The following is a 26,562-nucleotide window of genomic DNA, read 5'->3' on the forward strand; positions in this document are numbered from 1 at the left end:
AGTATAAATCGTTTATTTAAACTTTTTTTCTTAATAATTATTCCCTTCTTCCTTATTTATCGGAATATAAAGATGAAATGTAGTACCGACTCCTTCTTCAGATTCTATTTCCATTTTCCCTTTATGTTCTTCCATAATTTGATAGGTCACCATTAGTCCTAAACCTGTTCCTGTTTCCTTTGTTGTATAAAACGGCTCCCCTAATCTGGCCAGTTTTTCCTTACTCATTCCTTTCCCATTATCTTGTATCATAATATGAATAAAGAAAGGTGTTCTTTCCATTTTCACTTGAATTTCTCCACCATTATCTAATACTTCAATTCCATTTTTAATGATATTAATAAAAACTTTTTTCATTTGATTTGGTTCACAATATACTTCGTGTACCGACTCATTATATAATTTTTTAAACTGAACATTGTATAACACTGCTTGTGCTTGTAATAAGTCCAATGTTTCATTCATTATTTTGGTTAAATCACTGTTGACAAACTTTAAGACTTGAGGTTTTGCTAATTGCAGAAATTCATTTATGATGAGTTCGATGCGGTCTAATTCTGACTTGATTACTGAAAAGTACATTTGATTATTGTCTGTTTTTAAATTAATTTCTAACAATTGAATAAAACCTTTTAAAGCAGTCATTGGATTTCTTATTTCATGTGCGATACCTGCTGCAAGTTCCCCAATTACATTTAATGTAGATGATTTTCTTAACTGTTCTTCCATTACAACATTTTCGGTAATATCTCTTAATGTTGTAATGCTCAAGCCAGAATATACGTTATATTTATTTCGAAATTCAATTTGACTCCATTCGTTTTCTTTAAAAGAAGCTGTATAAATCCCCCTATTTTGCTCCATATCTTTAAAATTTAAAGATAATAGCATTGGTTTTATATCCTCACTGATTGTTTTCCCATTTGGCAATACTTTTAATAAATTCAAACCGATGAGTTCTTCTTTTTTTTGATGAAGTATTCTTTCAGCCGCCCTGTTCATATCAATGATTTCATATTTTTCATTCCAAATAATAATGCCGTCAAACGCTTCCTCAAAGATATTTTCAAACATACTCTTGCTTTCTAATAATGCCACTTCCATTTTATATCTTTCTGAAATATTACGAATTATACTCATATGCAGGCCTTCAACAGAATGAAGCTTTGTCGTAAATTCTAATAATTTTTTTTGGCCATTTGGCATTAAAAACATCAGTTCTTCTCGATTAGCTTTGTCTCTGTAAAGATTCTTTATCATAGAAACATATTTTTCATCTTTTTTATAAATAAAATCGCTGAATTTTTTATGGGTTAATTCCTCGTAAGAACTCTCAAATATACGAAGTGCAGAATCATTTGCTGATACGATTTCCCCTGTTTCTTTCCATAAGATTATTCCATCTAAAGTCTCAGAAAAAAATTCATCATATATCGCCTCTTTTTTTTGATGCATCTTGTTTTTTATCCATATTTTCGTAATATTTCTTATCACTGTCAAAAATCCAAGATTATTAGGTAATTTAGAAATAATAATTTCTATATAAAACTCTCGATCTTTTATATATATCGGTATTATATGGGTTGTAAAGCTTGTTTTCATATGTTTAAATTCGCTGATTTCTTGTCTTATTTTATCCCGATGCTCTTGAGGCACAAAATGTGTAATATTTCTGCCAATTATTTTATTTTGATTTGTATTCAGCATCTCACAAATAGACTGATTCGCTTCTAATATAACTCCTTTTATATCAAGTATTAGTAGTCCGAAAGCATTTGCGTGGAAAGCAGCATTCATTACTTTTTCGATTTTTTCTTCTTCATTCAAAGCTTTTCTTAAATACAAATTTTCTTGTTCAAGATCACTTAGTTTCTTTTGCAACTGTTGTAGTTCCTTCAAATAAGATACACCTGTCACTGCTAAGCCTCCTTGAGTACCATTGTGATTACATAATTCTACAATTTTTTAAAAATACCTTTTGTTTTTATAAGAAAACGAAGATATTTTTACATTGCTCTCTCATATAAGAAATGGCAAGGGTATTTTATAGTAGGGGAAATTTCAGTTTTTATATAACAAATACGCTAATTCCCTTACATTTATATATCAGTTATGAACATAGGAAGAAAAATACTTAACAGATTCATTAATCAAAATTAGCTTTGATGTTTTTGTGCTATAACTATTTACTATAAACTAATTTACTTTTGTTAATGTCAAAAGGAAGGAGTCGTTTATGAAAAAAAGAGACTATTTCTTTGATAATGCCAAATTTTTGTTGATTTTTTTTGTTGTATTTGGTCATTTTATCCAAACTTTTAATGAAGAAAGCAATAGCATCTATGCATTATATAAAGTGATTTATACTTTTCATATGCCAGCATTTATTTTAATTTCCGGATTTTTCGCTAAAGGAATGTATAAGCAAGGATATATTCAAAAATATGTAAAAAAATTAATTATCCCTTATATTATTTTCCAATTAACTTACAGTATCTTTTATTACTTTCTATACAGTAAATCTACTTTTACTATACAACCATTCAACCCTCACTGGTCGTTATGGTTTTTAATCAGCTTATTTTTTTGGAATATCATGCTGCTTTTATTTGCAAAGATAAAATTTATTTATGGTCTATTTATATCTGTTGTATTAGGTGTAGCTATCGGTTTTGTTGATTGGACTACAAGCTATTTAAGTTTAACGCGCACCTTTGTTTTTTTCCCATTATTTTTAATTGGATTTTATTTGAAGAAAGAGCATTTTGAGTGGATTAGAAGAAAAGGGTCAAAACTAACTGCGATTACAACTTTTCTTTTTGTTTTTATTGGATTTTATTATTTTCCATCTATTAATGATCAATGGCTGCTAGGTTCTAAATCTTATTCAAATTTAGGGGAAGATTCTCTGCAAGCTATTTTTATCCGTCTTTTCTTTTATATTTTAAGTTGTATGATGATTTATTGCTTTCTTGCCATTGTTCCAAATAAACATTATTTCTTTACTAAATTAGGGAAGAACACATTGTATGTTTATTTATTGCACGGATTTATCGTTCGTATTTTCAGAATAAGTGATATGATCGATCTAATGAATCCGCTCCAATCCTTTTTACTACTAGTGGGCATATCGTTTGTATTAACATTATTATTGTCTAGTAAAATGATCATTTCAGTGGCACAGCCTATTATTGAATTAAAAACAACAAGGTTAAAACAATATGTATTAAGAATGTATACCGATATCCGTGTTTAGCCCCCTTCCATTTAATAAAGATAATAGACTGAAGAATTAGGTTTGTTATCTTCAGTCTACTATGAATTTATCGTTTATTATCGCTTTGTTTGTTTTTTTGCTACATGTTTATTTGCTTCTGCTGTTTCATAAAACTTACTTGCATTCACATCGCCAAACTCCATTCCAAATTCAACAGTTGAAGCTTCGTCTTTCTGTTTCTGTTTCTTTTCCCTCATATCATTTCCCCTCTCTTCCATGTTTAGCATTTCGATTGGCACCTTTTATTGGATTTTCACCTTGACTAAACTCTGTTGAAAATTCGCTTTCCTCCACATTTTTTTTAGGTGTTTTACTATATTTTTCAGCAGCATCAAATGCAGCTTTTCGTTTCACCATTATCACTCACTCCTTCTTTTTTGTTCGATATTATTTTTTACTGTTTCCTAAAAGCTAATCCATCCTAATTTTTACAAGAAAAGCGCAAGCGCTGTAGCTCGATATCCGTCGGACTTCAGAAACTTTTACTTAGGCTATGTTAAAGCTCTTTGTTGATTTTGGCACTATGTTGATTGGAGTGGAAGGCGTGAGACTCCTGCGGGAAAAGCGAGTTAGAGGGAGACCCCACAGGCGCAAAGCGCCGAGGAGGCTCCCGGACCGCCCGCGGAAAGCGAACGCCTGGAGCTACAATCAACAGGCAAGTTTATCAGAGCCTATAAAAAAGCACAAAACAATAAACAGTTTTGTACTTTTTAACCAATAATTATTCTTTCTTTTGGATAATGGTAATTATCTTTTTTCTCTTTGCCGCCAATAATATACATAAAGGAGGTTAAGCCGATTCTGCCGATAAACATTAATACCATAATGACGCATTTCCCCATTGTCGATAATTCAGGAGTAAGTCCTAATGATAAACCAGTTGTTCCAAATGCTGAACATACTTCAAATATTATTTTCAGTAAAGGAGCATTTTCTGTAATAGAAAGCAGTACAACAGCTATAAGACATATTCCACTTGCAAGAATAGTAACAACAAGCGATTTTATAATATCATTTTCATGAATTTCTCTTTTAAAAATTTTAATATTCTTATTACCATTAGCAAAATAATAAATAAACATTATATTTAATGCCAATGTTGTTGTTCTTATCCCTCCGCCTACAGAACTTGGCGATGCCCCAACAAACATTAAAAAACAAAAAATTAATAACGTTGGCAAAGAATACTCATTTAAATCCATTGTCGATAAACCACCACTTCTCGTCGAAGCAGAATGAAAAAAAGCGTTAAAAAATATTTGATGCCAGCTCATCCCAATATAATAGTGATTCCATTCTAAAACAATTACTGCAAGTGTTCCAAAAAGCAACAGGATGCCAAAAGTTAAAGAGGTTAATTTTGAAAATAAAGAAAACCGAAATGTTTGTATATTATTTTTAGGAAAAAGATATTTTTTTACTTCAATTAATACTGGAAAACCTATTGCTCCTAACGTAATTAACATAATATGTACCAATTGAATAAAATAATCATTTTCATACGGCAACAAAGAAGAGCCGGTTAAATCTAATCCTCCATTTGTTGTTGCACTGACAGAAGCAAATAATCCATGTAAAAAGGCTTCTTTCCACGTTGGAAAATAATTATGAAATTGTAAACCTAATATTAACGCTCCTAATAACTCTATAAGGAGAATTACTTTAATAATTTCCCTTATCAAATAAACTAAACCGGATAAATTAGACTGATTATGGTCAATCATAATCAATTGTCTTTCTTTTAAACCGATTTTTTTTCTAAGCAGCATCCAGAAAAAAGTCCCAAGTGTCATTACACCGATACCGCCAAATTGTAAAATAAACATTAAAATAAAAATACCTTGTGTACTATATGTTTCAGAGATATTAATAACTGTTAAACCTGTTACACTAACTGCACTAACCGCAGTAAAAACAGTATCCATAAAAGACACAGATACACCTTCTTTATGAACACCAGGCAAACATAATAATAAAACTGAAATGCTAACTGCTAATAAATAATATCCTGTTATAATTTGTGCAGGAGTAAATTTATTTAACAACTCTTTAAGCGTTTTCCACATTGAAACAAATCCTTTCTATTTTCACTATTCTATCATAAATGCAACTCTCCTATTTTTAAAGTGTTTTTCATAAAAGTTTGTGCAGCTCGTCCCCTTTTCCATTCTTCGAAAACTTTACCACTTATGAACAAATAGAAAATCACCATACTATAAATACAGATAATTATTTCTGTAAAATTAATTTATAGGAGGATTAAATATGGCTACAACAAATAAACTATTAGTGCCAGGCATTGAACAATATTTAGATAGCATTAAATATGAAATTGCGCAAGAATTCGGTGTTCAGTTAGGATCAGATACTGTAGCAAGATCAAACGGTTCCGTAGGTGGAGAAATCACCAAAAGATTAGTGCAACAAGCACAAGCAGAATTATCTGGTAAACAATAATAAGGAAATCTTTAGCTCTAATGAATAGCTAGTATATTATGCAACACTTATTTAAATAAAAAGGAAATTTGCCAAAAGATAAAAAACTATCCTTTGGCAAATTCTCTTGTTTTATTTGGCTGTTTTCTCAAAGTTTGAAAGCAACAATCTATACGAAAACAGCCTTTTATTTAGTTTATCTTTATCCTTTTTCGGTATTTTTAACCGTTTTAGTAGAGAAAAGGTAGCCACCTACTGCTATAGCAACTAATACAATCCAAAAGGTTAACTTCCATGCTGTTGATTCTGGAAAATGCTCATTCAACAAGGCAACTTCTGGATGAGCTAGCGTAAACACAGCAAGCTTTACTCCTACCCAGCCAACTATCATAAAAGCAGCTGTTTCTAATGAAGGTCTAGTATGCAATAGCGTTACGAACCAATTAGCGGCAAATCGCATAATGATTAACCCAATAATTCCACCTAATAACATAACTGCAAATTGTCCACCATCGATACCGCCAACGGTAAACCAGCCTGTTGGCGTTAATGTTATCGCTAAAGCAACAGCTGCCAACATCGAATCAATTGCAAATGCAATATCTGCTAATTCTACTTTTAAAACAGTCACCCAAAAAGAAGATTGCTTTCTTTTCTTTTCTTTTCCTTCTTTTTCTTTGTTTGTAAATCTTCTATAAAGATTATGGATGGCAATAAAAAGTAAATAAATGGCTCCAAGCGCTTGTACTTGCCAAACATCTGCTAATATTGAAATCATAAAAAGAGTCGCAAATCGGAAAATAAATGCACCAAATAATCCATAAAATAATGCCTTTTTTTGCTTCTCTGGCGGTAAATGTTTTACCATTACTGCCATAACAACCGCATTATCAGCTGCCAATATTCCTTCTAAACCTACCAGTACTAACAGTACCCATCCATACTCTAATAACATGCCTGCATCCATTTTAATTATCTCCTCCTAATTATTTTCATGTATACTCTGTTAACAACGGTTTCTATTCGCCTCTCGATTATTATGTACAAAAAAGCGCAAAAAAGACCTTTGCCAACAGGCAAAGGTCTTGCTAAGCATGTTTATGCCAACAAAGCCGATGATTATTAGAACCATGAAATGACGACTTTGTTTTAGGTTTCCCTAAAAGCTACTCCCCTTTGAGTAAGTATACGATTAATATATATTTATTATATACATTATTTAATGAAATGCCAACCCTTTTTTCTGAATTTCAAGTTTTTTCGTCATTAAGTATAGTTATATGATAATCGCTCTTATATATACCCCGCAGCCTGAATACACTTCGCTTTCCGCGTTTTTTAAATAATCTGGGATAAAAATGCTTTTGTTCGGTCATGTTGAGGGTTATCAAAAATATCTTCTGGTTTGCCCATTTCAACAATTTCACCTTTGTCAAATAAAATAATGCGATCAGCAACTTGACGGGCAAATCCCATTTCATGAGTAACACAAAGCATCGTCATCCCAGATTCAGCAAGTGTTTTCATAACATCTAATACTTCTTTTACCATTTCTGGATCTAGTGCAGATGTTGGTTCGTCAAAAAGCATGATTTTTGGCTGCATTGCCAAAGCTCTCGCTATCGCTACACGCTGCTGCTGACCACCAGATAATTGACCTGGAAATTTATTAGCTTGTTCAGGAATCCCTACTCTTTCAAGTAATTCTTTAGCTATTTGCTCTGCTTTTGACTTTTTCCATTTTCTAACCCAAATTGGTGCTAACATAATATTTTTTAATATGGTCATATGTGGAAATAAGTTAAAGGACTGAAAAACCATTCCCGTTTCTTTTCTAATCTCTTCAATATTTTTCAAATCATTTGTTAAAGCAATATTGTCAACAACGATTTCCCCTTTTTGAAACTCTTCTAAAGCGTTAATCGTGCGGATAAATGTCGATTTACCTGATCCAGATGGACCTAAAATAACAATTACTTCCCCTTGCTTTACCGTTAAATCCACATCTTTTAATACATGGTGGTCTCCATACCACTTATTTAATTTTGTTACTTTAATAATATCTTCTCGATCCTCAAGAGGCTTTGCTAACTTTTCAACTGAAAATACACTTTCCATTTTCTCATTCCTCCCTTTATCGTTTTCCTACACCTAATGATGATTCTAAGTGTTTACTTACATGAGACATTAAAAAGCAGAAAATAAAGAAGAAAAATGCTACAAATAAATACAGTTCTAAATGCTTCCCTAAATACGCAGGGTTTGCAGCTATTTTCTTTGCAATTCCTAAAAAGTCCGTTAATCCTATTACCGCAACTAAAGACGTATCTTTAAATATGGAAATAAACTGCCCTACCATTGCTGGAATTACTGCTTTTAATGCTTGCGGCAAAATTACAAATACCATTAATTTAAAGTTGTTTAGACCTAATGCATGTCCTGCTTCAAATTGTCCTCTAGGAATGGATTGCAGTCCGCCGCGAATATTCTCAGCTAAGTAGGCTGCACTAAATAAAGTGAACGCAACCATTGCTCTTAGCACATTGTCCATTTCAACTCCACCGAGGAACATTGGCAATAATAATTGTCCAATCGATAACACCATAATAAGCGGCATCCCGCGAATAACCTCAATATAAACAATACAGCTATACTTTATAATCGGCAGCTTGCTTCTTCTGCCAACAGCAAGTAATAGACCAAGTGGAAACGAGCAGACGATGGCTACAGCTGCTAAAAGAAATGTTAATAAAAATCCGCCCCATACATTCGTTTTTACCGGCTCCACGATGCCGAATCCATTTAAAATGCCGATTGAGATAGGAATAAATAATATCCATAACACCAATGTCGGAGCTTTTAATATAGACACTTTTCTTCCGATAATGTAAAATACGGCAATTAAAGCTACACTAGAAAACAAATAAACTTTTGAGTTGCTTTCTGTATATGGCAAAACCCCAAAAATAAGTAATAATGCCCCGACTGTAATGGCAACATGACCAATAATCCCTCTCCATAATCCCCATGAAACTCCTAGCAGGACAGAAACAAATACTATGGACGTCCATACACGCCACATTTCTTCTACTGGAAATTGTCCAACCATTAATAAGCGAAAATTATTTGCTACCACTGTCCAATCGTTAGTAAAAACAAACGTTGACACCCTAGCTATCATATAAACAGAAAAAGCAGCAGCGATAATAGTAAGCAGGATATTTTTCCAATCTTTGAATAAGTTCTTTTTTACCCACTGTGACATATTCGACCCTTTGTTTGGTGATATTGTCGTCATACTTTCACTGTTGTTAAGTTGAATGTTATCCAATTTGCCTCACTACCTTTCAACCAACTGGAATTTTTTATTAAAGAAATTCATAAACAGTGATGTCATTAAACTAAAGAATAAATACACTGCAATGATAATAAAGAGTGTTTCAATTGTATGGCCTGTCTGATTTATTACAGTGTTTCCAATTCCGACAATATCCTGATAAGCAACCGCCATTGCCAAGCTGGAGTTTTTAATGACATTTAAATACTGGCTTGTTAATGGTGGAATAATAATCCGAATTGCTTGTGGAAAAATAATTAAACGCAAGGAAGTAGATCCTTTAAAACCAAGTGCTTTAGCTGCTTCCGCCTGTCCTTTTGGAACCCCCATTATGCCTGCTCGAACAATCTCTGCAATATAGGTTGATGTATAAACAGATAATGCGATTAACACAGATAAGAATCCGATGGATAAAGAAGTTCCTCCAACAAATGCACCATTCTCTACTTTAGGAACAGTTAAATGAAGAGGTCCATTTCCTGTGATAAAATAAACTACAATACAACCGATAATAAAAGCACCGATACTAAATAAGAAAGGATGCATTTTTTTCCCTGTATTTATTTCTATATTTACTAGTTTTTTATACATTACAATAGCAAGAACAATGAAAACAAAAAGGATAATAAACCATAGGAGTGTATTAGAGTATATAGTAAACCAAGGGACTGCTGCTCCTCGATTCGAAAAATAAAACGGGCCAATTGCAAGCGCTTCTTGTATTTTTGGCATCGGCAAAAATACAGCAAAATTCCAGATAAAAATTTGCACTAACAGCGGCGTATTTCTGAAAATCTCCACATATACTGTTGCCAATTTGCTAACTAGCCAGTTATTGGAAAGACGACCGATTCCTATACATACTCCTAAAAGGCTTGCGAAAATAATTCCAAAAATAGATACTTTAAATGTATTTAATAGTCCAACTAGCAAAGCCCGTATATATGGATCATCCGGTGTATAATGAATTAAACTTTCAGCTATCGGAAAAGATGCTTTTAATTGTAAAAAATCCAACCCTAAAGTTAAGCCGATTTGCTCTAAGCCATATAAAACATTATTTATCATTAAATATAATGCGATTCCTACGATTACAACAAAGATTAATTGCAATAAGATTGGTACCGCTTTTTTATTTCTCCATAAAGGAGTGGATGTTGTTTGTTTATTCACTTTATCATCACCCTTCTTCTGAAATGCGTAAGCGCCTTGCTCAGCCCCGAAGAAAAATGTTCATTTGACTCTAAAAGTGCTTTTTACTTTTAGAGGCAAAGGGTTATTTTTCAGAGGGGCTGGCTGCTTGCGCTAGACACCTTTTACACTTCAAAATTTTAAGCTTACTTATTTTTAAAAGAATAGACCTGCTAAAAAGCAATTGTTAGCAGGTCTTACATGCCTATCCTATCATTTTCTTCTTAACGGAATGGGATGGAGTATAATAATCCGCCATCTTTATATAGTGCGTTTTGTCCACGTTCTAATTTAAATGCAGTATCTGGACCAAGGTTGCGGTCATAAATTTCCCCATAGTTACCAACTTGTTTAATTACTTGGTAAGCGAAATCTTTTGACAAGCCAAGCTGCTCTCCAAGATTACCTTCTTCTCCCAACAAGCGTTTAATTTCAGGGTTGTCGCTTGATTTAAAGTCATCTACGTTTTTAGAAGTAATGCCAAACTCTTCCGCTTGAATCGTAGCATATACAATCCAACTTACTGCGTCTTTCCATTTTTCATCATTATCTAATACTGCAGGCGCCAACGGCTCTTTAGAAAGTGTTGCATCTAAGATCATATGTGAATCAGGATCTTTTAACACCGATTGACGGGATACTAAACCAGATTTATCTGTTGTCCATGCATCAATGCTTCCAGATTCATATGCAGCAATAACTGCATCCGCATTGTCAAATGTTTGTGCTTTGTAATTAACGCCAGCTGCTTTCATTTGGTCAGCAAGGTTTAATTCTGTTGTTGTTCCAGTCTCTACACCAATTGTTTTGCCTTCTAAATCTTTTAATGTTTTAATGCCGCTGTCTTTTGGCACCATGATGCCTTGTCCATCGTAAAATGTTACTGTCGCAAAGCTTAAGCCAACTTCTGCATCACGGTTTGTAGTCCATGTTGTATTGCGGATTAATACATCTACTTCTTTTGATTGAACAGCTGTGAAGCGTTCATTTGCAGATAAAGGACGAAATTCTACTTTATTTGCATCGCCAAGTACACCTGCTGCTACTGCTCTTGCAAAATCTACATCAAATCCTGTGTTTTTTCCATCCGATCCTATGTATCCAAATCCAGGAAGCGCGTCATTTACGCCCGCTTTTAATGTTCCTCTTTCTTTAACCGTATCTAACATGCTTTTTTTAGACGATGATTTAGAATCAGCATTTTTACCATCACCATCTGTTTTACTTGAGCATCCAGTCAGTGCAAGTACTAGTACGAGCATTACGCTGAATAATAACGATAAAGTCTTTTTCATTTACTAATTCCCCCTAAATGTTTTTTATAAATATACATTTCCATTACAAGAAAATTCTTTATTTTCAATCTATTAATCTTTCATATATTGGAAATGACATTTAATCCAAATAGAATGTTACAAGTTCTAACAATCTTTGTCATCTTTTGTAACATCTTGTTTTTAATTATACCGATTTTTCAGATAAATACAAATGTTTTTTTCGAATACTTATTATGGGTTATCAATAAAAACGAATAAAACTTCTTCTTTTATTATTCAACAAGAATTTCCGACAGTCGAAACCTTAATAAATCAACTACAACACTACAAAAACCTATAAAATCCTATAAATTATCTCGTTCTCCACACCCTATATTCGCTTAATTTTAGGATAAATATGTTAAAATAAAAAAAGAACAGAACAATTATAAATATTTTAATATAATTAAAAAAATTTAGTTTTGCAGAAAAATAGAAGCTTATCCTGCTAATTCTCAAAAGTGGACAAACTGGAGAACGGTTGGTTTTTTCTAATTGTTAGTATTTTCCCACTATACTTTACTTTCCTTTCGCAAATTTCTCCTAAAAAAGAAGCTTTCCTATAAGTCGATGACACTGACTTACAGAAAAGCTTCTTATCTTATTCACTGTTCCAGCTTGCTGAAACAAGTTTACTCATTTTCTGAATTCATTGGGTTATATAACTTCACATCTGGATTTTTATCTTGGAACCATCTTAAAGCAAAATCATTTTCGAATAAAAACGCTTTTTTCCCAAAGCGATCTTCTACTAATAAACTTCTTCCACTTGATAGGTTATCATTTACTTCTTCATCCACAGTCCAACGTGCAATTTTTGAACCTACATTCTCCATTAAAACATCTACATTGTATTCATTTTTCATGCGATGCTCAAACACTTCAAACTGTAGTTGCCCAACAGCTCCTAAAAGATAGTCTTCAGTTTTAACCGTTTTATAAAACTGAATCGCACCTTCTTGTACAAGCTGTTGAATTCCTTTATGGAAATGTTTTTGTTTTAAAACGTTTTTGGCTGTAACTCTTACAAAAAGCTCTGGCGTAAACTGCGGTAGTTTATCGTACTGATACGGAGTCTTGCTTGAGGTTAACGTATCGCCAATTTGATAGAAGCCAGGATCATATAGACCAATTATATCGCCACTTACCGCTTCATTTACGGTGCTTCGATCATCTGCCATAAATTGGGTAGATTGTGCTAATTTAATTTGCTTTCCGGTTCTTGATAATTGAACAGACATCCCTCGTTCGAATTTTCCTGAACATATTCGCAAAAAGGCGATTCTATCTCGATGTGCTGGGTTCATATTCGCTTGAATTTTAAAGATAAAACCAGAAAATTCTTCCGAAAGCGGATCAATTTTTCCAGAAGTAGAGTTTCTTGCTTGTGGTGTAGGCGCAAAATTTAAATACGTTTCTAAAAATGTTTGCACACCAAAATTACCTAACGCACTTCCAAAGAAAACGGGAGTTAAGTCGCCACTGTTGATTTTCTCTTCAGAGAACTCATTGCCGGCTTCATTTAAAAGCATAATTTCTTCTAATGTTTGATCATATAAAGAATCTTTTTTAATCGGATGTTCGCCGTCTATTTCTCCATCTTCATTTAAAGAAATATACTTATCGCCATCTTCTACACGGAATTGTTCAATTCGATTATAATAACGATCATAAATACCTAAAAATTCTTTCCCCATTCCGATTGGCCAGTTCATTGGATAAGACTCTATGCCCATTACTTCTTCCAATTCTGCCAACAATTCTAATGGCGGTTTCCCCTGACGATCTAGTTTATTAATAAAAGTAAAAATAGGAATTCCTCTCATGCGGCACACTTTAAATAACTTTAATGTTTGTGCTTCAATTCCTTTTGCAGAATCGATAATCATTACAGCACTGTCGACAGCGGTTAATGTCCGATACGTATCTTCACTAAAATCCTGATGTCCAGGTGTATCCAATATATTTACTTTTGCATTTTTATAATCAAATTGCATTACACTTGATGTAACAGAAATACCCCTTTGTTTTTCTATTTCCATCCAATCACTTGTTGCGTATTTACCTGTTTTTTTCCCTTTTACTGTTCCTGCATCACGAATGGCGCCACCAAATAATAATAATTTTTCTGTTAACGTGGTTTTTCCTGCATCCGGATGGGAAATAATCGCAAAGGTGCGACGAGATAAAACACTCTCATTAAAATTATTAGCCATACTACTTTCCTCTCTTTTGCACTTTCATTTTAAGAGGATGTTCAAAAAGTCACCAAATAATAAGCGGCGAATCTCTTCGTTGGCTTGCTTCTAATTTGTTACCTTTTTGAACACACACTTTTAGTCCATTCCCTTATATTAGCTTGATACGAAAAAGTTTGCAACGCTTTAAATAAAACCATTTACTCAAAAATCTTTTTTTCCATTCAAATACATGTTATTTATGAATACTAAACCTAGTTTCTTCTATAATAATAGACTCTTATTGATTTTTAAGGCTGTTTTCTCGAAGTTTGTTGTTTTTTACGTAAAAAAATGGGAAAAGAAGTACCCAGCAGACTGAATACACGTAGACTCCTGTGGGAATGCGAGAAAGACGAGACCCCACAGGAGCGTATGCGACGAGGAGGCTCGATGCTCGCCCATGGAAAGCGAAGTGTATTCAGGCTGCGTGTTTAAAAGCAACTATCTATACGAAAACAGCCATTTTTAAATATTATCCAATTGCTTTATTTATTTCTTCTAGTACATTTCCTATTTGCTTATGAATGACGATATCCGCCATCGCATCAAAATCCGTCTTTTCTCCATTAATAATAATTAATTTTGCACCTGTTTGTTTCGCAATCAAAGGAAATTGATTAGCTGGAGATACGGTTAATGAAGAACCTAACACAACAAAAACATCCGATTGAATAGCCGCTTCCTCTGCATTTAAAAACGGTTTTTCAGGAAGCATTTCGCCAAATAACACAATCGAAGGCCGTAATATTCCGCCACATTTGCATTTATACTCTTGATTTAAGTATTTTTTGCTAGAGAATTCTTCCCCGCATGTTTCGCAATGCAGCTTTTGTAATGTACCATGCAATTCATCCACCTTTTTATTGCCTGCTTCTTGATGAAAACCATCTACATTTTGGGTAATAATTCGTTTTAATAAACCTTTTTTCTCCCACTCAGCTAAAATATTATGCCCTTTATGAGGTTTATACTCCTGAATTCCTAATACTCTTTCTCGATAAAAAGCAATAAAGTCCTGTACATGGTTATTTAATGCATCTGTACTAGAAAGATACGCTTTCCGTTCTTTCGTCCATAATCCACTTTTAGTTGATCGAAAATCCGGCAATCCACTTTCCGTTGACATTCCTGCCCCTGTAAACACAACTAAATGGTTTGCCTGTTTTATCAAGTCAATTATCATGACGAATCACTCCACCCTTCCTATAAAAGAATGTTCAAAAAATCACCCAAGGATAAACAACTTGCATCTTAATGGTTCGCTTTTTGAACAGACACTAATACTTACTTTTATTTTAACAGTAGACAACGTTTTGAGAAATAGCGATTGACTGACTTTTTACAATTATAACCAAAAAGAATTGATTTGTTATATTCTGCGCAAAAAGATACAATAAACTTGAATTCAATATCGGTTTATTTCAAAATAAGGAGGAGAAAATATGGCTAATTCATTAATAAGTATTCAAATTATCCCAAAAACAAAAAATGGGGAAAATGTTATTCCATATGTCGATGAAGCGATTAAAGTGATTCAAGATTCTGGTATTAAATACGAAGTACATCCATTAGAAACAACGATTGAAGGGGAATTAGATGAGTTATTTTCCATTATCAGTAAAATGAATAAAAGAATGATTGAAATCGGCAGCAGCTCTTGTTTAACACAAATTAAAGTACTTTATCAGCCATCAGGCATAACAATGGAAGACTTAACAGAGAAGTATCGATAACTATCGACGATGAAAAAAATAATCGATGCTCATATCCATCTTGACCAGTATGAACAAAACGAAATTGGAAAGATGGAGCAAGATGAATCGCTTGAAGCAGTTATTACTGTTTCCATGAATAAAAATTCTTGTATAAAAAATAAGCTGTTAACGGAAAAATACCCTTTTGTTCATGCAGCTTACGGTTTTCATCCTGAACAGCTGCTGCCTAGTGAAAAAGAAACCACGGAATTGTTTCAATGGATAAATGAGCATCATCACCGTATGATCGCCATTGGAGAAGTCGGACTTCCCCACTATGCTCGAAAAGAAAACCCAGCACTTTATCCATTAGATCCATACATTGAATTAGTAGAACAATTTATTCTAATGGCAAAAAAATATACGAAACCGATTGTATTGCATAGCATCTATGAAGAAGCGCCTATTGTGCTTCGGCTATTAGAAAAGCATAATTACATGAATGCTCAGTTTCATTGGTTTAAAGGCGATGCTGTCACGATTGAACAGTTAATCAATAACAAATGCTATGTCTCTATTACCCCAGATGTACTGTATGAAGACGAAATTCGAAAACTTGTAAAAAAATATCCACTTGATCAATTAATGGTAGAAACAGATGGTCCTTGGCCATTTGAAGGTCCATTTCACCTAAAAAAAACAACGTCAAGTATGATCCATCATACGATTAACGAAATTGCCCTGCTAAAAAAAGAACAGGTGGACATTGTCTATACACAACTTTTTACGAACACCAAAAGGTTTTTTTCCATCTAATTCATCTATTAATAAGCAAAATTTCTAAGAACAAAAGCGCAAGCGCCTTGAACAGCTCTGAAGAAAAATGTTCACATAACTCAAAAAATGCTTTTTACTTTTAGAGGCATGGGGTTATTTTTCACAAGAGCTAGGCGCTGGAGCTAGATGCGGACACAACCGACGAGTTATCCACAATCCCATTTCGTTTATAATTTCCTAAACGATAAAAAAACTTGATTCTGAAAAAACAGAATCAAGCTTTTTTATTTATTACCATTTAAAACAAGCTGCACCAACAATAATTAAAAGTATAAATAGTACAACGATTAATGCAAAACCTCCGCCGTAACCGCAGTGACCGTAGCCATAGCTAGGATAACTGCAACCATAACCGTATCCGTACATACGTTATTCCTCCCTTTTTTCTAATGGAATTTTTTAATTTTTAAAAGCCACCGTAACCCCAAGAAGCACCGATGATCACCAAAAGAATAAATAATACTACCAATAAAGCGAAACCGCCGCCGTATCCAACTTCACCCATGAATCATTACCTCCTTTTTTTAATTCTGTATATCCTATTCAAATACCCCAATATGTGCGATAGTCAAATGCACATTTTTTAGGTTTTATCACTAGATCTAATGTTTATTTGCCTAATTGATTTATTCACCACGTAAAAAAAGCGCAGGCGCCTTGCTCAGCCCCGGAGCTAGACATCCATCTAACTTCAAAATTTTATACTTTCTTATCTTTTAAAAAAAGACCCCTTACTAAGGAGTCTTTCGGAGTTAGACAAAGTTTTTTTTTGAGGCGTATTCAACAGCCTAAAAAGATGTACATAACTAATTATTTTCTTCAGTTTTTGGAATAAAGTTAAAAATTTCGTGAGATTCTAAACTGTCAACAAAACGGTTTAACCAATTATAATATTCAAGTGCATGCTGTAATTTTTCGATGTCACTTTTGGCAGCAGCTTTTATTTCCTCTGCAGTCTCTTCTTGCTGTACTAATTTTTTTAAATCAGTTAAAGATCTTTCCATTGCATATACATTCATGGACACTCCTGCCCGCCATTTGATGGTAAAAAAATCAATAAACGTTTGGTACCAATCATCTTCTGCTTTATATAAATCTTTTCGAACACCCTTTTTCCAAACTTTATCGACCATTTTTAAATCTAATAATGTTCGAACAGACGTACTCATACTTGTTTTGCTCATTCCCAATTCTTCTTTCATTTCATCTAGAGTCATTGGGTTTTCTTGAAAAAGCAACATACCGTATAGTCTTCCAATTGAATCCGTTACTCCATATAAATTAATATTTTGAGCTATTGCATCAATAACTCTTTCACGAGCAACATCTAACTGCTCTTTCCCCTCCATGATTTACTTCACATCCATCATATTATGATATTTATAATTTTGTATGATTCATTTTCTGTTAATAGATTATCATGAATGAAAAATTTGTAAAGAATGATTTTGCAAAGCAATCGAGAGCATATAAGAGGAATATTAAGCATACTTATCGTTCTGTACGTTCAGTTTTTTCTGTACGTACTTTACAAAAGAATATGGCGAAATACCGGCTTTGCCTCTTGACAGCCTATCACCTTATACTTAGTTGGTGGCAATTCGGGCTGGAACTAAAAGAGGTGAAAAAATGAAAGAAACCGTAAAAGTAAAGATTGAAGATGTTACAAAAATCTTCGGGAAAAACAGTAAAAAAGCAATAACCTTATTAAATAACGGTCATTCAAAAGGAGAAATATTACAGAAAACAGGTTCAACTGTTGGCGTAAACAAAGCTAGCTTTGAAGTAAATGCCGGCGAAATTTTTGTCATAATGGGCCTATCTGGAAGTGGAAAATCAACGCTAGTCAGAATGTTAAACCGCCTGATTGATCCTACAATAGGCAAAATTTATATTGATGGAAAAAATATTGTTGATATGTCCAAAGAAGAGCTGCGTAAAGTGAGAAGAGAAAAAATCAGCATGGTGTTTCAAAAATTCGCCCTTCTGCCACATCGAACGATATTAGAAAATACCGAATATGGATTAGAAATCCAAGGTGTGGATAAAGCCACAAGAAAACAACGTGCAGAAGAATCGCTTAAACTAGTTGGTTTAGAAGGATATGAGAGCCAATATCCTGATCAATTAAGCGGCGGAATGCAGCAAAGGGTTGGTCTTGCAAGAGCATTGGCAAATAATCCGGACATTCTTCTAATGGATGAAGCATTTAGTGCATTAGATCCGCTTATCCGCAAAGATATGCAGGATGAATTGTTAGACTTGCAAGCGAATATGGAAAAAACGATTATTTTTATTACCCATGATTTAGATGAGGCATTACGAATCGGAGACCGCATTGCCCTTATGAAAGATGGATCCATCGTTCAAGTAGGAACACCGGAAGAAATATTAATGAACCCTTCTAATGATTATGTAGAACGGTTTGTCGAAGACGTTGATCTATCGAAAGTATTAACTGCTAATCACGTTATGAAACGAGCAGAATCTGTTCAAATGGAGAAAGGACCGCGTGTTGCCCTGCAAATAATGAGAGATTTAGGAATTTCAAGCATTTATATCGTAAATAAACGAAAAGTACTGCTTGGAGCTATTACTGCAGATGATGCCAAACATGCAATCGAGCACCATCAATCAATTGAGGATATTTTGATTGAAGACATTACAACCGTGCCTGGTGATACTTTATTAACCGATTTATTTGATAAGGTTTCGTCCGCAGCTATTCCAGTATCAGTTGTAGATGCAGAAAAGCGTCTAAAAGGAATTGTTGTTAGAGGTGCAGTCATCGGCGCTCTCGCAGGAAACAATGAAAACATTAATAACCATACGGAACTTTTGGAACAGTCAAAAATGGAGGTGAGTAAATAATGGGGAATTTATTGCCTAAACTTCCGATTGCTGATTGGATTGATTCATTTGTAGATTGGTTAACGACTACTTTCGCTGTCGCTTTTGATGGTGTTTCAGAATCACTTGAATTCGTTGTTGAAGGATTAGTTACACTGTTAGCATTTATACCTTCTTATCTCTTTATGATTATATTAGCGCTCTTAGCATGGAGATTTGCCAATAAAAAAATTGCGTTGTTTACCTTAATCGGGTTATTTTTAGTCGATAATTTAGGATATTGGGAACCGATGTTAAATACATTAGCCCTTGTGCTATCCTCTGTTGTTATTTCGATTATTATCGGGGTGCCGATGGGAATCTGGGCGTCTCAGAAAAATACGGTGAAACAAATCGTTGTACCTGTACTTGATTTTATGCAGACAATGCCAGCATTTGTTTATTTAATACCTGCCATCTTTTTCTTTAACATAGGAGTCGTTCCTGGTGTAGTAGCATCTGTTATTTTTGCCATGCCCCCTACTATTCGATTAACGATTCTTGGTATTCAACAGGTTCCTAGTGATATTACGGAAGCTGCTGAAGCATTTGGAAGTACAACTGGTCAAAGATTATTAAAAGTTCAATTGCCGCTTGCGATGCCAACCATTATGGCTGGCATCAACCAAAGTATTATGCTTGCACTATCTATGGTAGTTATTGCAGCAATGGTCGGTGCACCAGGACTTGGCGCTGATGTTTATCGTGCCGTTACTCAAATCCAAATTGGTCGTGGGTTTGAAGCCGGTTTAGCTATTGTTGTAGTCGCTATTGTTCTTGATAGAATCACACAAAATATAGGAAATAAAAAAAGTGGGGGAGTTAATTAAAATGAAGAAGTTTATTAGTTTGTTTTTAGCACTAACATTAACACTTGCATTAGCAGCATGTGGATCAAAAAAAGATGAAAATGCAACAGTTGGAGATTCCGTCGATTACAAAATCGTAGGTATTGACCCAGGCGCTGGTTTAATGACAGCTGCCAATCAAGCAGTAAAAGATTATAATTTATCTGATTGGAAAGTAGTGGAAGGTTCAAGTGCTGCAATGACTGCTTCATTAAAAAAAGCGTATGATAAAAAAGAACCGATCATTGTAACTGGCTGGACGCCACATTGGATGTTCGCTGCCTATGATTTAAAATATTTAGAAGATCCTAAAGGAACATTTGGTGCTGATGAAAATATCCATACTGTTACGCGTAAAGGCTTAAAAGAAGATTTGCCAGAAGCATATAAAGTATTAGATAATTTCCACTGGGATACAGATGCTATGGGTAAAGTAATGATGGATATTACAAATGGAACCAACCCTGATAAAGCAGCTGACAAATGGGTAAAAGACAATGCTGATAAAGTAGCTGAATGGACAAAAGGCGTTAATAAAGTAAAAGGCGATAAAATTAAAATTGGTTATGTAGCTTGGGACAGTGAAATTGCCAGCACAAATGTGGTTGCAAAAGTTCTTACAGATTTAGGTTATAATGTTACATTAAGTCAGGTAGAAGCAGGTCCACTTTGGACTGGTGTGGCTGATGGAAGCTTAGATGCACATGTAGCAGCATGGCTGCCAACAACACATGCAGAATATGCTAAAAAATATGAAGGTAAATTTGAAGACTTAGGCACAAACTTAGAAGGTACTAAACTAGGATTAGTTGTCCCTAAATACATGGATATTAATTCTATTGAAGATTTAAAAAAATAACGATTTAAAAAAGATCTCCAAAAAGTGTACACTTTTTGGAGATCTTTTATTTTCCCCGACCTAACGGACGCTTTCGCTTTTCTTTGTCTAGCTACGAAGTACAGGATGTACAAGTGCCGATGTTGCCACAGGACGTGGCGTTCTTAATCGGCCAGCGTCCAGCGACTATTGTACTTCGCTCTCCTCCTTACGATAAGTCAACATCGAATCGCTTCGCTCTTCGTGTTTCCTTTATCTCATACGGAACACTCCAGTCCATTCGTCGCTTAACGGACGCTTTCGCTTTTCTTAATTTCATTTGTTAATTCATCGATGCTGTGGCGGATATTCCCTTTACCTGAAAAATTTTCAAGCAATTCTTTTACATCAATTCCTGCAGAAGCTTTTAACGATTCCTGCATCGTGGACATTAAGCTTGTAGCATAACCAGATACTTTGTTGGCTCCACCATTACTGCTGTCACTGCCTGTATCGACAACGGTAATTTTATCAATATTCGACAATGGACTTGCCACTTGTTTTGCATATTCTGGAAGCATTTCTAATACCATATCTAAAATAGCTGCTTGTCCATACTGTTCATATGCTTCAGCAATTTTCCGTTTTGCTTCTGCTTCTGCTAAACCTTTTAAGCGGATAATTTCTGCTTCTGTTTCCCCTTTTGCTTTTTCCGCTTCCGCTTTTGCCACCCCGTCGACGCGAACCTTTTCTGCTTCCGCTTTTGCTTGTGATTCAATACGATATTGATTCGCGTCAGCTTCGGCAATTTCTCTTCTTTTATTTGCTTCAGCTGTCTGTTCCATTGCATAACGATCCGCATCTGCTTTCTTTTTCACTTCAGAATCATACTGCTTTTCTCTTCTTAAAATCTCTTTTTCTTCTAATTCTATTTGTTTTTGTCTTTCAATAATTTTAATTTGCATTTCCTGTTCTGTTACTTCTTGTTTCGAACGTGCCGTTTCTAAATCGTATGCTTGGTCAGCACGGGCTTTGGCAATATCTTGTTCTCTTCTATAGTCAGCAATTTTCATTTGATTTTCTTTTTCTGCTTCGGCAATTTCCGTTGCTCTTTCCAATTCTGCTTTTTTCGCATCTTTATCCGCTTCTGCTTTTTTAATACGTGTTTCTTTATCCGCTTCCGCCGTTGCAATATCAGCATCTCTTTTTACTTGTGCAATTCTAGGCTTACCAAGTGAATCTAAATAGCCATTTTTATCACGTACATCTTTGATCGTGAAAGAAACAATCATCAATCCCATTTTCGCTAAATCTTGTGATGCAACCCTTTGCACTTCCTGAGAGAATTTATCCCTATTTTTATAAATTTCTTCCACTGTCATACTTCCAAGGATAGATCGTAAATGACCTTCTAATACTTCCCTCGCTTCATTTTCACGATCTTGTTTGGTTTTACCTAAAAATTGTTCTGCAGCTGTTGCAATTTCTCCAATAGAACCGCCAACTTTAATAATAGCCGTACCATCTGCCATTACGGGCACACCTTGTTCTGTGTAAACTTCAGGTGTCGAGACATCTAATTTACTAGATAATAAGCTTAATGGTTCTGATTGCTGAAATACAGGAAGAATAAACGAACCTCCACCTCTAATAATTTTAATGCGATTGCCACCTTCATCAACATGGACATTTTTTGAACCTAAATAGCTTCCAGTTACAATCAATGCCTCATCAGGTCCGGCTGTTTTATATTTCGCAATAAAAATACTAATTAAGGCAACTAATAATATAACAACAACTCCAACAATAATCCAAATATCAAGCATATTCTGTTTCCTCCCTCATTTTATAAGTCCTCTTGTGGAATAACATAAGCAATATTGTTTTTTACTTCGATTACGACAATTTTAGTAGAAGCATTTATTTCTTCATTATAAAAACTAGCAGCGGTTTTTACGATATGGCCACTATAGCTCTCAATCATTATTTCCCCATACCCATCTATAGGGATTGGGGTAAGTACTTTTCCTTCTCTTCCTTTTAAGGAATCATCCGTATATACTAAAGACTCTTCCGCATTTGACAAAGGAATAAATACAAAAATATGTAAACATGCTGCTACAATAAATGCCGCCGCTGCTGAAATAACAAGGATCAACAAAGTATTCATACTAGCATACTTTTCCAGTAAGTATCCGCTTGCAGATAAAATCGTTAAAAATGCCAAAATTAACGTTGGATTAAAAAAGCCAAGATCCGCACTAAAAACATCCGCAATTAATAACGTTAATAAGATGCATATTCCCGAAACTATCAGGACAATTAAATAAATGGATGTGACAGAAAATCCAAACAACTCCATAAACATCATCCTCTTTCTGTTCAATTTAATTTTGGAAAGTTACCGATCCCCTTTCTTGTAAATCTTTTCGTTCAACCCCCCTCATTTCAAATTGTTACCATATATACGAAGTAAAGGAAAAAAAGTTTCATTTTTTTAACATTTAATACTTTTCAAAAAATAAAATAGAAGTAATTTCCGGTTTTTTATTCATCTTTTAATTAGCACTTTCATATTTTACTATTACTGAAATTTATTCCTAATAATCATGTCAACTATGTTTTTTGGAGGAGACTATGAACAGTTCAGATAAATATAACGATAAAAATACTCCTTTTTTTAAAAAAATGTATTTTTTAGTAAGTTTAATAATATTGGCTCTTTTTATCACTGTATATGCAATAATTGAACACTTTTTCACCGACCCATTCACTGCAAAAAAAGATTTAGGAGAAAAAGTGATTGTTACACTTCCCAACGGAAAAAAAGTGTATACGTATGAAAATTTAATCGTAGAAGAAAACGGAAAATTACTATATAAAGGAGAAAGAAATACAATTGATTTAACGGGTGGAGTAGTTGTGCAGGAAGACTGGAAATAAGAAAAGCGCAAGCCCCCTTGCTCATCAACGGAAAAAGCTGAGGTCCACAGGATGTGGATTACACAATCGTTGCCACAGGACGTGGCGGTTTTAGATTGTGTACCTTTCAGAGATAAAGGAAACACGAAGAGCGTAGCGATTCGATGTTGACTTATCGTAGACGAGGTGAGGGAAGCGTTGAAGTCGATAGGGCGCTGGAGCTAGACACTCGTCTAAGTTGAAAATTTTATACTTTCTTATCTTTGAACAAAAGCGCAAGCGCCTTGAACAGCTCTGAAGAAAAATGTTCTCTTGGCTCAAAAGGTGTTTTTTACTTTTAGAGCCAAGATTCTAGGTTATGCACGAGCTAACAACGGCCGTCCATTATTCCATATTACTTTTACTGGTAATTCGAAAAATTGCGATAAATTTTCACTAGTCATCATGTCCTCCGTTTTACCTTTAGCAAATACGGTTCCTTTTTTCAGCAATAAGGAATGTGAAAAAATTGGCAATATTTCTTCTACATGGTGCGTAACATAAATAATAGATGGTGCATTTTCTCTTTTCGACATATTCTCAATCGTTTCTAATAATTGTTCTCTTGCAATAAAATCAAGACCTGTAGCAGGCTCATCCAATATAATAAGTTCTGGATCAAGCATCAGCGCTCTTCCGATTAATACTCTTTGCTTTTCTCCTTGTGATAAACTGCTGTATTCACGGTCCGCATAATGAAAGCAGCCTAACTGTTTGAGTAAATCGATTGCTTTGTGTCGAATTTCATCTGTTGGTGTTTCATAAAGTCCAATTGATGCATAGGCTCCACTTAAAATAATTTCATAGGCACTATCTGAAACATATAAATTTTGCTGCAATCTATTAGATACTAATCCTATTTTTCTTCGCAAAGAGCCGCCTAATTCCGCCTTGCCAAACACCTTTCCTAATACTTCTACATTTCCTACTGTTGGATGGTAATAAGCACAAAGCATATTTAACAAAGCTGTTTTACCAGCACCATTTAAACCATATAAAACCCAATGCTCTCCTTTTTTAATTTCCCAATTAACGTTTTGCAAAATCCAGTGACCGCTTCTTTTTAACCCTACCCCTTCAGCTCGTACGATCATCTCTATCCCTCCATTTCTTTCCTTAGTTATTTTGTATAAAAATATCAGTTTATAAAGTTACATCCAGATTAATCAAAAGCGTTACTAACAGACTAAGGCCCTCTTTTTTAAGAGGGCCTCAGTTATTATTAACTTAACCAATTAAACCTTGAGTTTTTAGTGCACTTTCTAATCCTGCAACTGCTTCTGCTGCATCATCACCAGTAGCAGAAATAGTAATTTCTCCACCTTTAGGTACTCCTAATGACATAACACCCATAATCGATTTTAAGTTAACGGATTTTCCGTTGTATGCAATTTGTACCTCTGAAGTATACTTACTAGCAGTGCTAACCAATAAAGTAGCTGGTCTAGCATGAATTCCAGTTTCATCAATAATAGTAAAAGTTTTTTCGCTCATTACAAAGTCCCTCCGTGAAAAAAAATGTCTTACTTTTCTATTTTAGCTGATTTTCCTATGTATTACTAACTTTTTTCTTCTCTTATGCTATTTTCATTATTCCTCTTTCTAAAAAATCAATCTGATTGTTTTCATTTATTTAACTAGTTCTCTTTTTTTGGCACTTTGCACAAATTCAGCAAATAATTGATTCATTTGTTCATTCGTTGCTGCCATCGATTCGGGATGCCACTGAATACCTAATAAGAAATTGGAATAGTTAGTATGTTCGACTGCTTCAATAATGCCATCCGCACTTTGTGCAACAACCTGTAAATCATGTCCAACTTGGTCAATTGCCTGATGATGCAAACTATTAACCCTAACAGTCGTATCCCCCAAAATTGCAGCAAGTCTGCTGTTTTCATCTACTTTAATCCAATGTGTATCCCAGCTTCGATCCACTGTTTGACTATGTTTGATACTATCTTTTACAACACTTGGAATATCTTGAATAAGCGTGCCTCCAAGAGCAACATTTAATATTTGAACGCCACGACAAATAGCTAAAATGGGAAGGTTTCGCCTCATCGCAGCTTTTATTATATTCCATTCTACTTTATCTCGTAGAGGTGTGGTTGCTCCTAACATTTGGTGAGGGTCTTGTTTATACATAGATGGGTCTACATCTTCTCCGCCGCTTAATAAAATAGCATCACATTGTTCCACCATCTCTTCTGCTAATTCCTCCTGAACAAATGGCAAAATAATCGGCAGCCCTCCGTTTTTAGCAATTGTTTTTTGATAATCATGGTGCGTATAAGTACCTTCCATAAACTTATTATGAAACACATATGCGCCAGTTATTCCAATTACAGGTTTTTTCCCCATTGTGACCGTCCCCTTCTATTGTAAGATTCATCTTAATATTTTTAATATTAAGACTAAAACACATAGGAATAAATGTCAATCTTTTGAATATTAATTAGAAAAGCGGAGGCGCCTTGCTCAGCCCCGAAGAAAAATGTTCTCTGGCTCAAAAAGTGCTCTTTACTTTTAGAGACAAGAGGTTATCTTTCACAGGGGCTAGACACTAGTCTAAGTTCAAAAAGTTATGCTTTCTTATCTTAAGAACAAAAGCGAAAGCGCCTTGAACAGCTCTGAAGAAAAATGTTCACATGACTTAAAAAGTACTTTTTACTTTTGGCTGTTTTCTCAAAGCTTGTTGTTTCCCACATGGAAAATT

At 34.4% G+C, this 26,562-nt stretch carries 27 protein-coding genes; 8 read left to right on the plus strand and 19 right to left on the minus strand.

Annotated features, from left to right (window positions below; genetic code table 11):
* Positions 1-30 precede the first annotated feature (30 nt).
* Positions 31-1,917 (minus strand): PAS domain-containing protein, encoded by a 1,887-nt coding sequence (locus ACTXGU_RS18675; RefSeq protein WP_443483039.1) that lies wholly within the window; start codon positions 1,915-1,917, stop codon positions 31-33.
* A 319-nt stretch (positions 1,918-2,236) separates the two neighbouring features.
* On the opposite strand from ACTXGU_RS18675, the gene ACTXGU_RS18680 reads away from it, so the two are divergent.
* Positions 2,237-3,256, plus strand: coding sequence for an acyltransferase family protein (locus ACTXGU_RS18680; RefSeq protein ID WP_443483040.1), 1,020 nt, complete (start codon positions 2,237-2,239; stop codon positions 3,254-3,256).
* Positions 3,257-3,333: 77 nt separating this feature from the next.
* Here ACTXGU_RS18680 and ACTXGU_RS18685 read toward each other — a convergent pair whose 3' ends face one another.
* The 3 genes from ACTXGU_RS18685 to ACTXGU_RS18695 all read right to left on the minus strand — a co-directional run bounded on the left by ACTXGU_RS18685 (position 3,334) and on the right by ACTXGU_RS18695 (position 5,343).
* Positions 3,334-3,474 carry a hypothetical protein gene (locus ACTXGU_RS18685; RefSeq protein WP_443483041.1) on the minus strand — a complete coding sequence of 47 codons (141 nt, stop codon included), beginning with the start codon at positions 3,472-3,474 and terminating at the stop codon, positions 3,334-3,336.
* A 1-nt stretch (position 3,475) separates the two neighbouring features.
* Complete coding sequence (locus ACTXGU_RS18690) at positions 3,476-3,634, minus strand: hypothetical protein (protein ID WP_443483042.1); 159 nt, start codon at positions 3,632-3,634, stop codon at positions 3,476-3,478.
* 353 nt (positions 3,635-3,987) lie between these two features.
* Complete coding sequence (locus ACTXGU_RS18695; protein ID WP_443483043.1) at positions 3,988-5,343, minus strand: TrkH family potassium uptake protein; 1,356 nt, start codon at positions 5,341-5,343, stop codon at positions 3,988-3,990.
* A gap of 199 nt (positions 5,344-5,542) precedes the next feature.
* Here ACTXGU_RS18695 and ACTXGU_RS18700 point away from each other — a divergent pair, with 199 nt between their 5' ends.
* Positions 5,543-5,734, plus strand: a complete 192-nt coding sequence (locus ACTXGU_RS18700; protein ID WP_443483044.1) for a small, acid-soluble spore protein, alpha/beta type — start codon at positions 5,543-5,545, stop codon at positions 5,732-5,734.
* A 181-nt stretch (positions 5,735-5,915) separates the two neighbouring features.
* On the opposite strand, the gene ACTXGU_RS18705 is transcribed toward ACTXGU_RS18700, so the two are convergent.
* The 7 genes from ACTXGU_RS18705 to ACTXGU_RS18735 all read right to left on the minus strand — a co-directional run bounded on the left by ACTXGU_RS18705 (position 5,916) and on the right by ACTXGU_RS18735 (position 14,980).
* The gene (locus tag ACTXGU_RS18705; RefSeq protein ID WP_443483045.1) at positions 5,916-6,680 is read right to left on the minus strand and encodes a TerC family protein; all 765 of its coding nucleotides are present in this window, start codon (positions 6,678-6,680) and stop codon (positions 5,916-5,918) included.
* A gap of 371 nt (positions 6,681-7,051) precedes the next feature.
* Complete coding sequence (locus tag ACTXGU_RS18710; protein WP_443483046.1) at positions 7,052-7,831, minus strand: amino acid ABC transporter ATP-binding protein; 780 nt, start codon at positions 7,829-7,831, stop codon at positions 7,052-7,054.
* A 16-nt stretch (positions 7,832-7,847) separates the two neighbouring features.
* Complete coding sequence (locus ACTXGU_RS18715; protein ID WP_443483047.1) at positions 7,848-9,044, minus strand: amino acid ABC transporter permease; 1,197 nt, start codon at positions 9,042-9,044, stop codon at positions 7,848-7,850.
* Between the two features lie 9 nt (positions 9,045-9,053).
* Positions 9,054-10,223 carry an amino acid ABC transporter permease gene (locus tag ACTXGU_RS18720; RefSeq protein ID WP_443483048.1) on the minus strand — a complete coding sequence of 390 codons (1,170 nt, stop codon included), beginning with the start codon at positions 10,221-10,223 and terminating at the stop codon, positions 9,054-9,056.
* 242 nt (positions 10,224-10,465) lie between these two features.
* Positions 10,466-11,536 carry an amino acid ABC transporter substrate-binding protein gene (locus ACTXGU_RS18725; protein WP_443483049.1) on the minus strand — a complete coding sequence of 357 codons (1,071 nt, stop codon included), beginning with the start codon at positions 11,534-11,536 and terminating at the stop codon, positions 10,466-10,468.
* Positions 11,537-12,189: 653 nt separating this feature from the next.
* The gene (locus tag ACTXGU_RS18730; protein WP_443483050.1) at positions 12,190-13,773 is read right to left on the minus strand and encodes a peptide chain release factor 3; all 1,584 of its coding nucleotides are present in this window, start codon (positions 13,771-13,773) and stop codon (positions 12,190-12,192) included.
* Between the two features lie 496 nt (positions 13,774-14,269).
* The gene (locus ACTXGU_RS18735) at positions 14,270-14,980 is read right to left on the minus strand and encodes an NAD-dependent protein deacylase (protein WP_443483051.1); all 711 of its coding nucleotides are present in this window, start codon (positions 14,978-14,980) and stop codon (positions 14,270-14,272) included.
* Between the two features lie 259 nt (positions 14,981-15,239).
* On the opposite strand from ACTXGU_RS18735, the gene ACTXGU_RS18740 reads away from it, so the two are divergent.
* Positions 15,240-15,530, plus strand: a complete 291-nt coding sequence (locus tag ACTXGU_RS18740) for a thiamine-binding protein (protein WP_443483052.1) — start codon at positions 15,240-15,242, stop codon at positions 15,528-15,530.
* 9 nt (positions 15,531-15,539) lie between these two features.
* The gene (locus ACTXGU_RS18745; protein WP_443483053.1) at positions 15,540-16,307 is read left to right on the plus strand and encodes a TatD family hydrolase; all 768 of its coding nucleotides are present in this window, start codon (positions 15,540-15,542) and stop codon (positions 16,305-16,307) included.
* A gap of 252 nt (positions 16,308-16,559) precedes the next feature.
* Here ACTXGU_RS18745 and ACTXGU_RS18750 read toward each other — a convergent pair whose 3' ends face one another.
* The 3 genes from ACTXGU_RS18750 to ACTXGU_RS18760 form a co-directional block, all read right to left on the minus strand.
* A complete protein-coding gene (locus tag ACTXGU_RS18750; protein ID WP_443483054.1) occupies positions 16,560-16,694 on the minus strand; it encodes a YjcZ family sporulation protein in 135 nt (44 codons plus the stop codon).
* A gap of 40 nt (positions 16,695-16,734) precedes the next feature.
* Complete coding sequence (locus ACTXGU_RS18755) at positions 16,735-16,833, minus strand: YjcZ family sporulation protein (RefSeq protein WP_101177663.1); 99 nt, start codon at positions 16,831-16,833, stop codon at positions 16,735-16,737.
* Positions 16,834-17,134: 301 nt separating this feature from the next.
* Positions 17,135-17,677 carry a GbsR/MarR family transcriptional regulator gene (locus ACTXGU_RS18760; RefSeq protein ID WP_443483055.1) on the minus strand — a complete coding sequence of 181 codons (543 nt, stop codon included), beginning with the start codon at positions 17,675-17,677 and terminating at the stop codon, positions 17,135-17,137.
* A 280-nt stretch (positions 17,678-17,957) separates the two neighbouring features.
* Between ACTXGU_RS18760 and proV the strand changes: the two genes are divergently transcribed.
* Genes proV through ACTXGU_RS18775 form a run of 3 tightly spaced genes read left to right on the plus strand, consistent with a single transcriptional unit; the run spans position 17,958 to position 20,924 of the window.
* Positions 17,958-19,199, plus strand: coding sequence for a glycine betaine/L-proline ABC transporter ATP-binding protein ProV (proV, locus tag ACTXGU_RS18765; protein WP_443483056.1), 1,242 nt, complete (start codon positions 17,958-17,960; stop codon positions 19,197-19,199).
* Complete coding sequence (locus tag ACTXGU_RS18770; protein ID WP_443483057.1) at positions 19,199-20,047, plus strand: ABC transporter permease; 849 nt, start codon at positions 19,199-19,201, stop codon at positions 20,045-20,047. Before proV ends, ACTXGU_RS18770 begins: the two co-directional genes overlap by 1 nt.
* A 1-nt stretch (position 20,048) precedes the next feature.
* Complete coding sequence (locus ACTXGU_RS18775) at positions 20,049-20,924, plus strand: glycine betaine ABC transporter substrate-binding protein (RefSeq protein WP_443483058.1); 876 nt, start codon at positions 20,049-20,051, stop codon at positions 20,922-20,924.
* Between the two features lie 266 nt (positions 20,925-21,190).
* Here the strand turns inward: ACTXGU_RS18775 and ACTXGU_RS18780 are convergent, their stop codons facing one another.
* Together ACTXGU_RS18780 and ACTXGU_RS18785 are read right to left on the minus strand one after the other, a co-directional pair.
* On the minus strand, positions 21,191-22,708 hold the full coding sequence (locus ACTXGU_RS18780; protein WP_443483059.1) for an SPFH domain-containing protein: 1,518 nt from the start codon (positions 22,706-22,708) through the stop codon (positions 21,191-21,193).
* A gap of 20 nt (positions 22,709-22,728) precedes the next feature.
* Positions 22,729-23,244 carry an NfeD family protein gene (locus ACTXGU_RS18785; RefSeq protein WP_443483060.1) on the minus strand — a complete coding sequence of 172 codons (516 nt, stop codon included), beginning with the start codon at positions 23,242-23,244 and terminating at the stop codon, positions 22,729-22,731.
* 275 nt (positions 23,245-23,519) lie between these two features.
* On the opposite strand from ACTXGU_RS18785, the gene ACTXGU_RS18790 reads away from it, so the two are divergent.
* Positions 23,520-23,825, plus strand: coding sequence for a hypothetical protein (locus ACTXGU_RS18790; protein WP_443483061.1), 306 nt, complete (start codon positions 23,520-23,522; stop codon positions 23,823-23,825).
* 335 nt (positions 23,826-24,160) lie between these two features.
* Here ACTXGU_RS18790 and ACTXGU_RS18795 read toward each other — a convergent pair whose 3' ends face one another.
* The 3 genes from ACTXGU_RS18795 to ACTXGU_RS18805 form a co-directional block, all read right to left on the minus strand.
* Entirely contained in the window at positions 24,161-24,937 is a 777-nt protein-coding gene (locus ACTXGU_RS18795) for an ABC transporter ATP-binding protein (protein WP_443483062.1), read from the minus strand.
* Positions 24,938-25,070: 133 nt separating this feature from the next.
* The gene (locus tag ACTXGU_RS18800) at positions 25,071-25,337 is read right to left on the minus strand and encodes a phosphocarrier protein HPr (protein ID WP_443483063.1); all 267 of its coding nucleotides are present in this window, start codon (positions 25,335-25,337) and stop codon (positions 25,071-25,073) included.
* A gap of 135 nt (positions 25,338-25,472) precedes the next feature.
* A complete protein-coding gene (locus tag ACTXGU_RS18805) occupies positions 25,473-26,207 on the minus strand; it encodes a gamma-glutamyl-gamma-aminobutyrate hydrolase family protein (protein ID WP_443483064.1) in 735 nt (244 codons plus the stop codon).
* Between the last annotated feature and the right edge of the window lie 355 nt (positions 26,208-26,562).

It is taken from the genome of Niallia sp. 01092, from assembly GCF_052318935.1.
GTDB lineage: Bacteria > Bacillota > Bacilli > Bacillales > Cytobacillaceae > Niallia.

Coding starts and splice junctions, on each gene's coding strand:
- ACTXGU_RS18780 (WP_443483059.1), bottom strand. CDS start 22,708: ATGCTTGATATTTGGATTATTGTTGGAGTTGTTGTTATATTATTAGTT.
- ACTXGU_RS18735 (WP_443483051.1), bottom strand. CDS start 14,980: ATGATAATTGACTTGATAAAACAGGCAAACCATTTAGTTGTGTTTACA.
- ACTXGU_RS18800 (WP_443483063.1), bottom strand. CDS start 25,337: ATGAGCGAAAAAACTTTTACTATTATTGATGAAACTGGAATTCATGCT.
- ACTXGU_RS18730 (WP_443483050.1), bottom strand. CDS start 13,773: ATGGCTAATAATTTTAATGAGAGTGTTTTATCTCGTCGCACCTTTGCG.
- ACTXGU_RS18750 (WP_443483054.1), bottom strand. CDS start 16,694: ATGTACGGATACGGTTATGGTTGCAGTTATCCTAGCTATGGCTACGGT.
- ACTXGU_RS18745 (WP_443483053.1), top strand. CDS start 15,540: ATGAAAAAAATAATCGATGCTCATATCCATCTTGACCAGTATGAACAA.
- ACTXGU_RS18725 (WP_443483049.1), bottom strand. CDS start 11,536: ATGAAAAAGACTTTATCGTTATTATTCAGCGTAATGCTCGTACTAGTA.
- ACTXGU_RS18710 (WP_443483046.1), bottom strand. CDS start 7,831: ATGGAAAGTGTATTTTCAGTTGAAAAGTTAGCAAAGCCTCTTGAGGAT.
- ACTXGU_RS18690 (WP_443483042.1), bottom strand. CDS start 3,634: ATGGTGAAACGAAAAGCTGCATTTGATGCTGCTGAAAAATATAGTAAA.
- ACTXGU_RS18795 (WP_443483062.1), bottom strand. CDS start 24,937: ATGATCGTACGAGCTGAAGGGGTAGGGTTAAAAAGAAGCGGTCACTGG.
- ACTXGU_RS18740 (WP_443483052.1), top strand. CDS start 15,240: ATGGCTAATTCATTAATAAGTATTCAAATTATCCCAAAAACAAAAAAT.
- ACTXGU_RS18770 (WP_443483057.1), top strand. CDS start 19,199: ATGGGGAATTTATTGCCTAAACTTCCGATTGCTGATTGGATTGATTCA.
- ACTXGU_RS18785 (WP_443483060.1), bottom strand. CDS start 23,244: ATGGAGTTGTTTGGATTTTCTGTCACATCCATTTATTTAATTGTCCTG.
- ACTXGU_RS18760 (WP_443483055.1), bottom strand. CDS start 17,677: ATGGAGGGGAAAGAGCAGTTAGATGTTGCTCGTGAAAGAGTTATTGAT.
- ACTXGU_RS18775 (WP_443483058.1), top strand. CDS start 20,049: ATGAAGAAGTTTATTAGTTTGTTTTTAGCACTAACATTAACACTTGCA.
- ACTXGU_RS18790 (WP_443483061.1), top strand. CDS start 23,520: ATGAACAGTTCAGATAAATATAACGATAAAAATACTCCTTTTTTTAAA.
- ACTXGU_RS18685 (WP_443483041.1), bottom strand. CDS start 3,474: ATGAGGGAAAAGAAACAGAAACAGAAAGACGAAGCTTCAACTGTTGAA.
- ACTXGU_RS18805 (WP_443483064.1), bottom strand. CDS start 26,207: ATGGGGAAAAAACCTGTAATTGGAATAACTGGCGCATATGTGTTTCAT.
- ACTXGU_RS18755 (WP_101177663.1), bottom strand. CDS start 16,833: ATGGGTGAAGTTGGATACGGCGGCGGTTTCGCTTTATTGGTAGTATTA.
- proV (WP_443483056.1), top strand. CDS start 17,958: ATGAAAGAAACCGTAAAAGTAAAGATTGAAGATGTTACAAAAATCTTC.
- ACTXGU_RS18680 (WP_443483040.1), top strand. CDS start 2,237: ATGAAAAAAAGAGACTATTTCTTTGATAATGCCAAATTTTTGTTGATT.
- ACTXGU_RS18695 (WP_443483043.1), bottom strand. CDS start 5,343: ATGTGGAAAACGCTTAAAGAGTTGTTAAATAAATTTACTCCTGCACAA.
- ACTXGU_RS18700 (WP_443483044.1), top strand. CDS start 5,543: ATGGCTACAACAAATAAACTATTAGTGCCAGGCATTGAACAATATTTA.
- ACTXGU_RS18705 (WP_443483045.1), bottom strand. CDS start 6,680: ATGGATGCAGGCATGTTATTAGAGTATGGATGGGTACTGTTAGTACTG.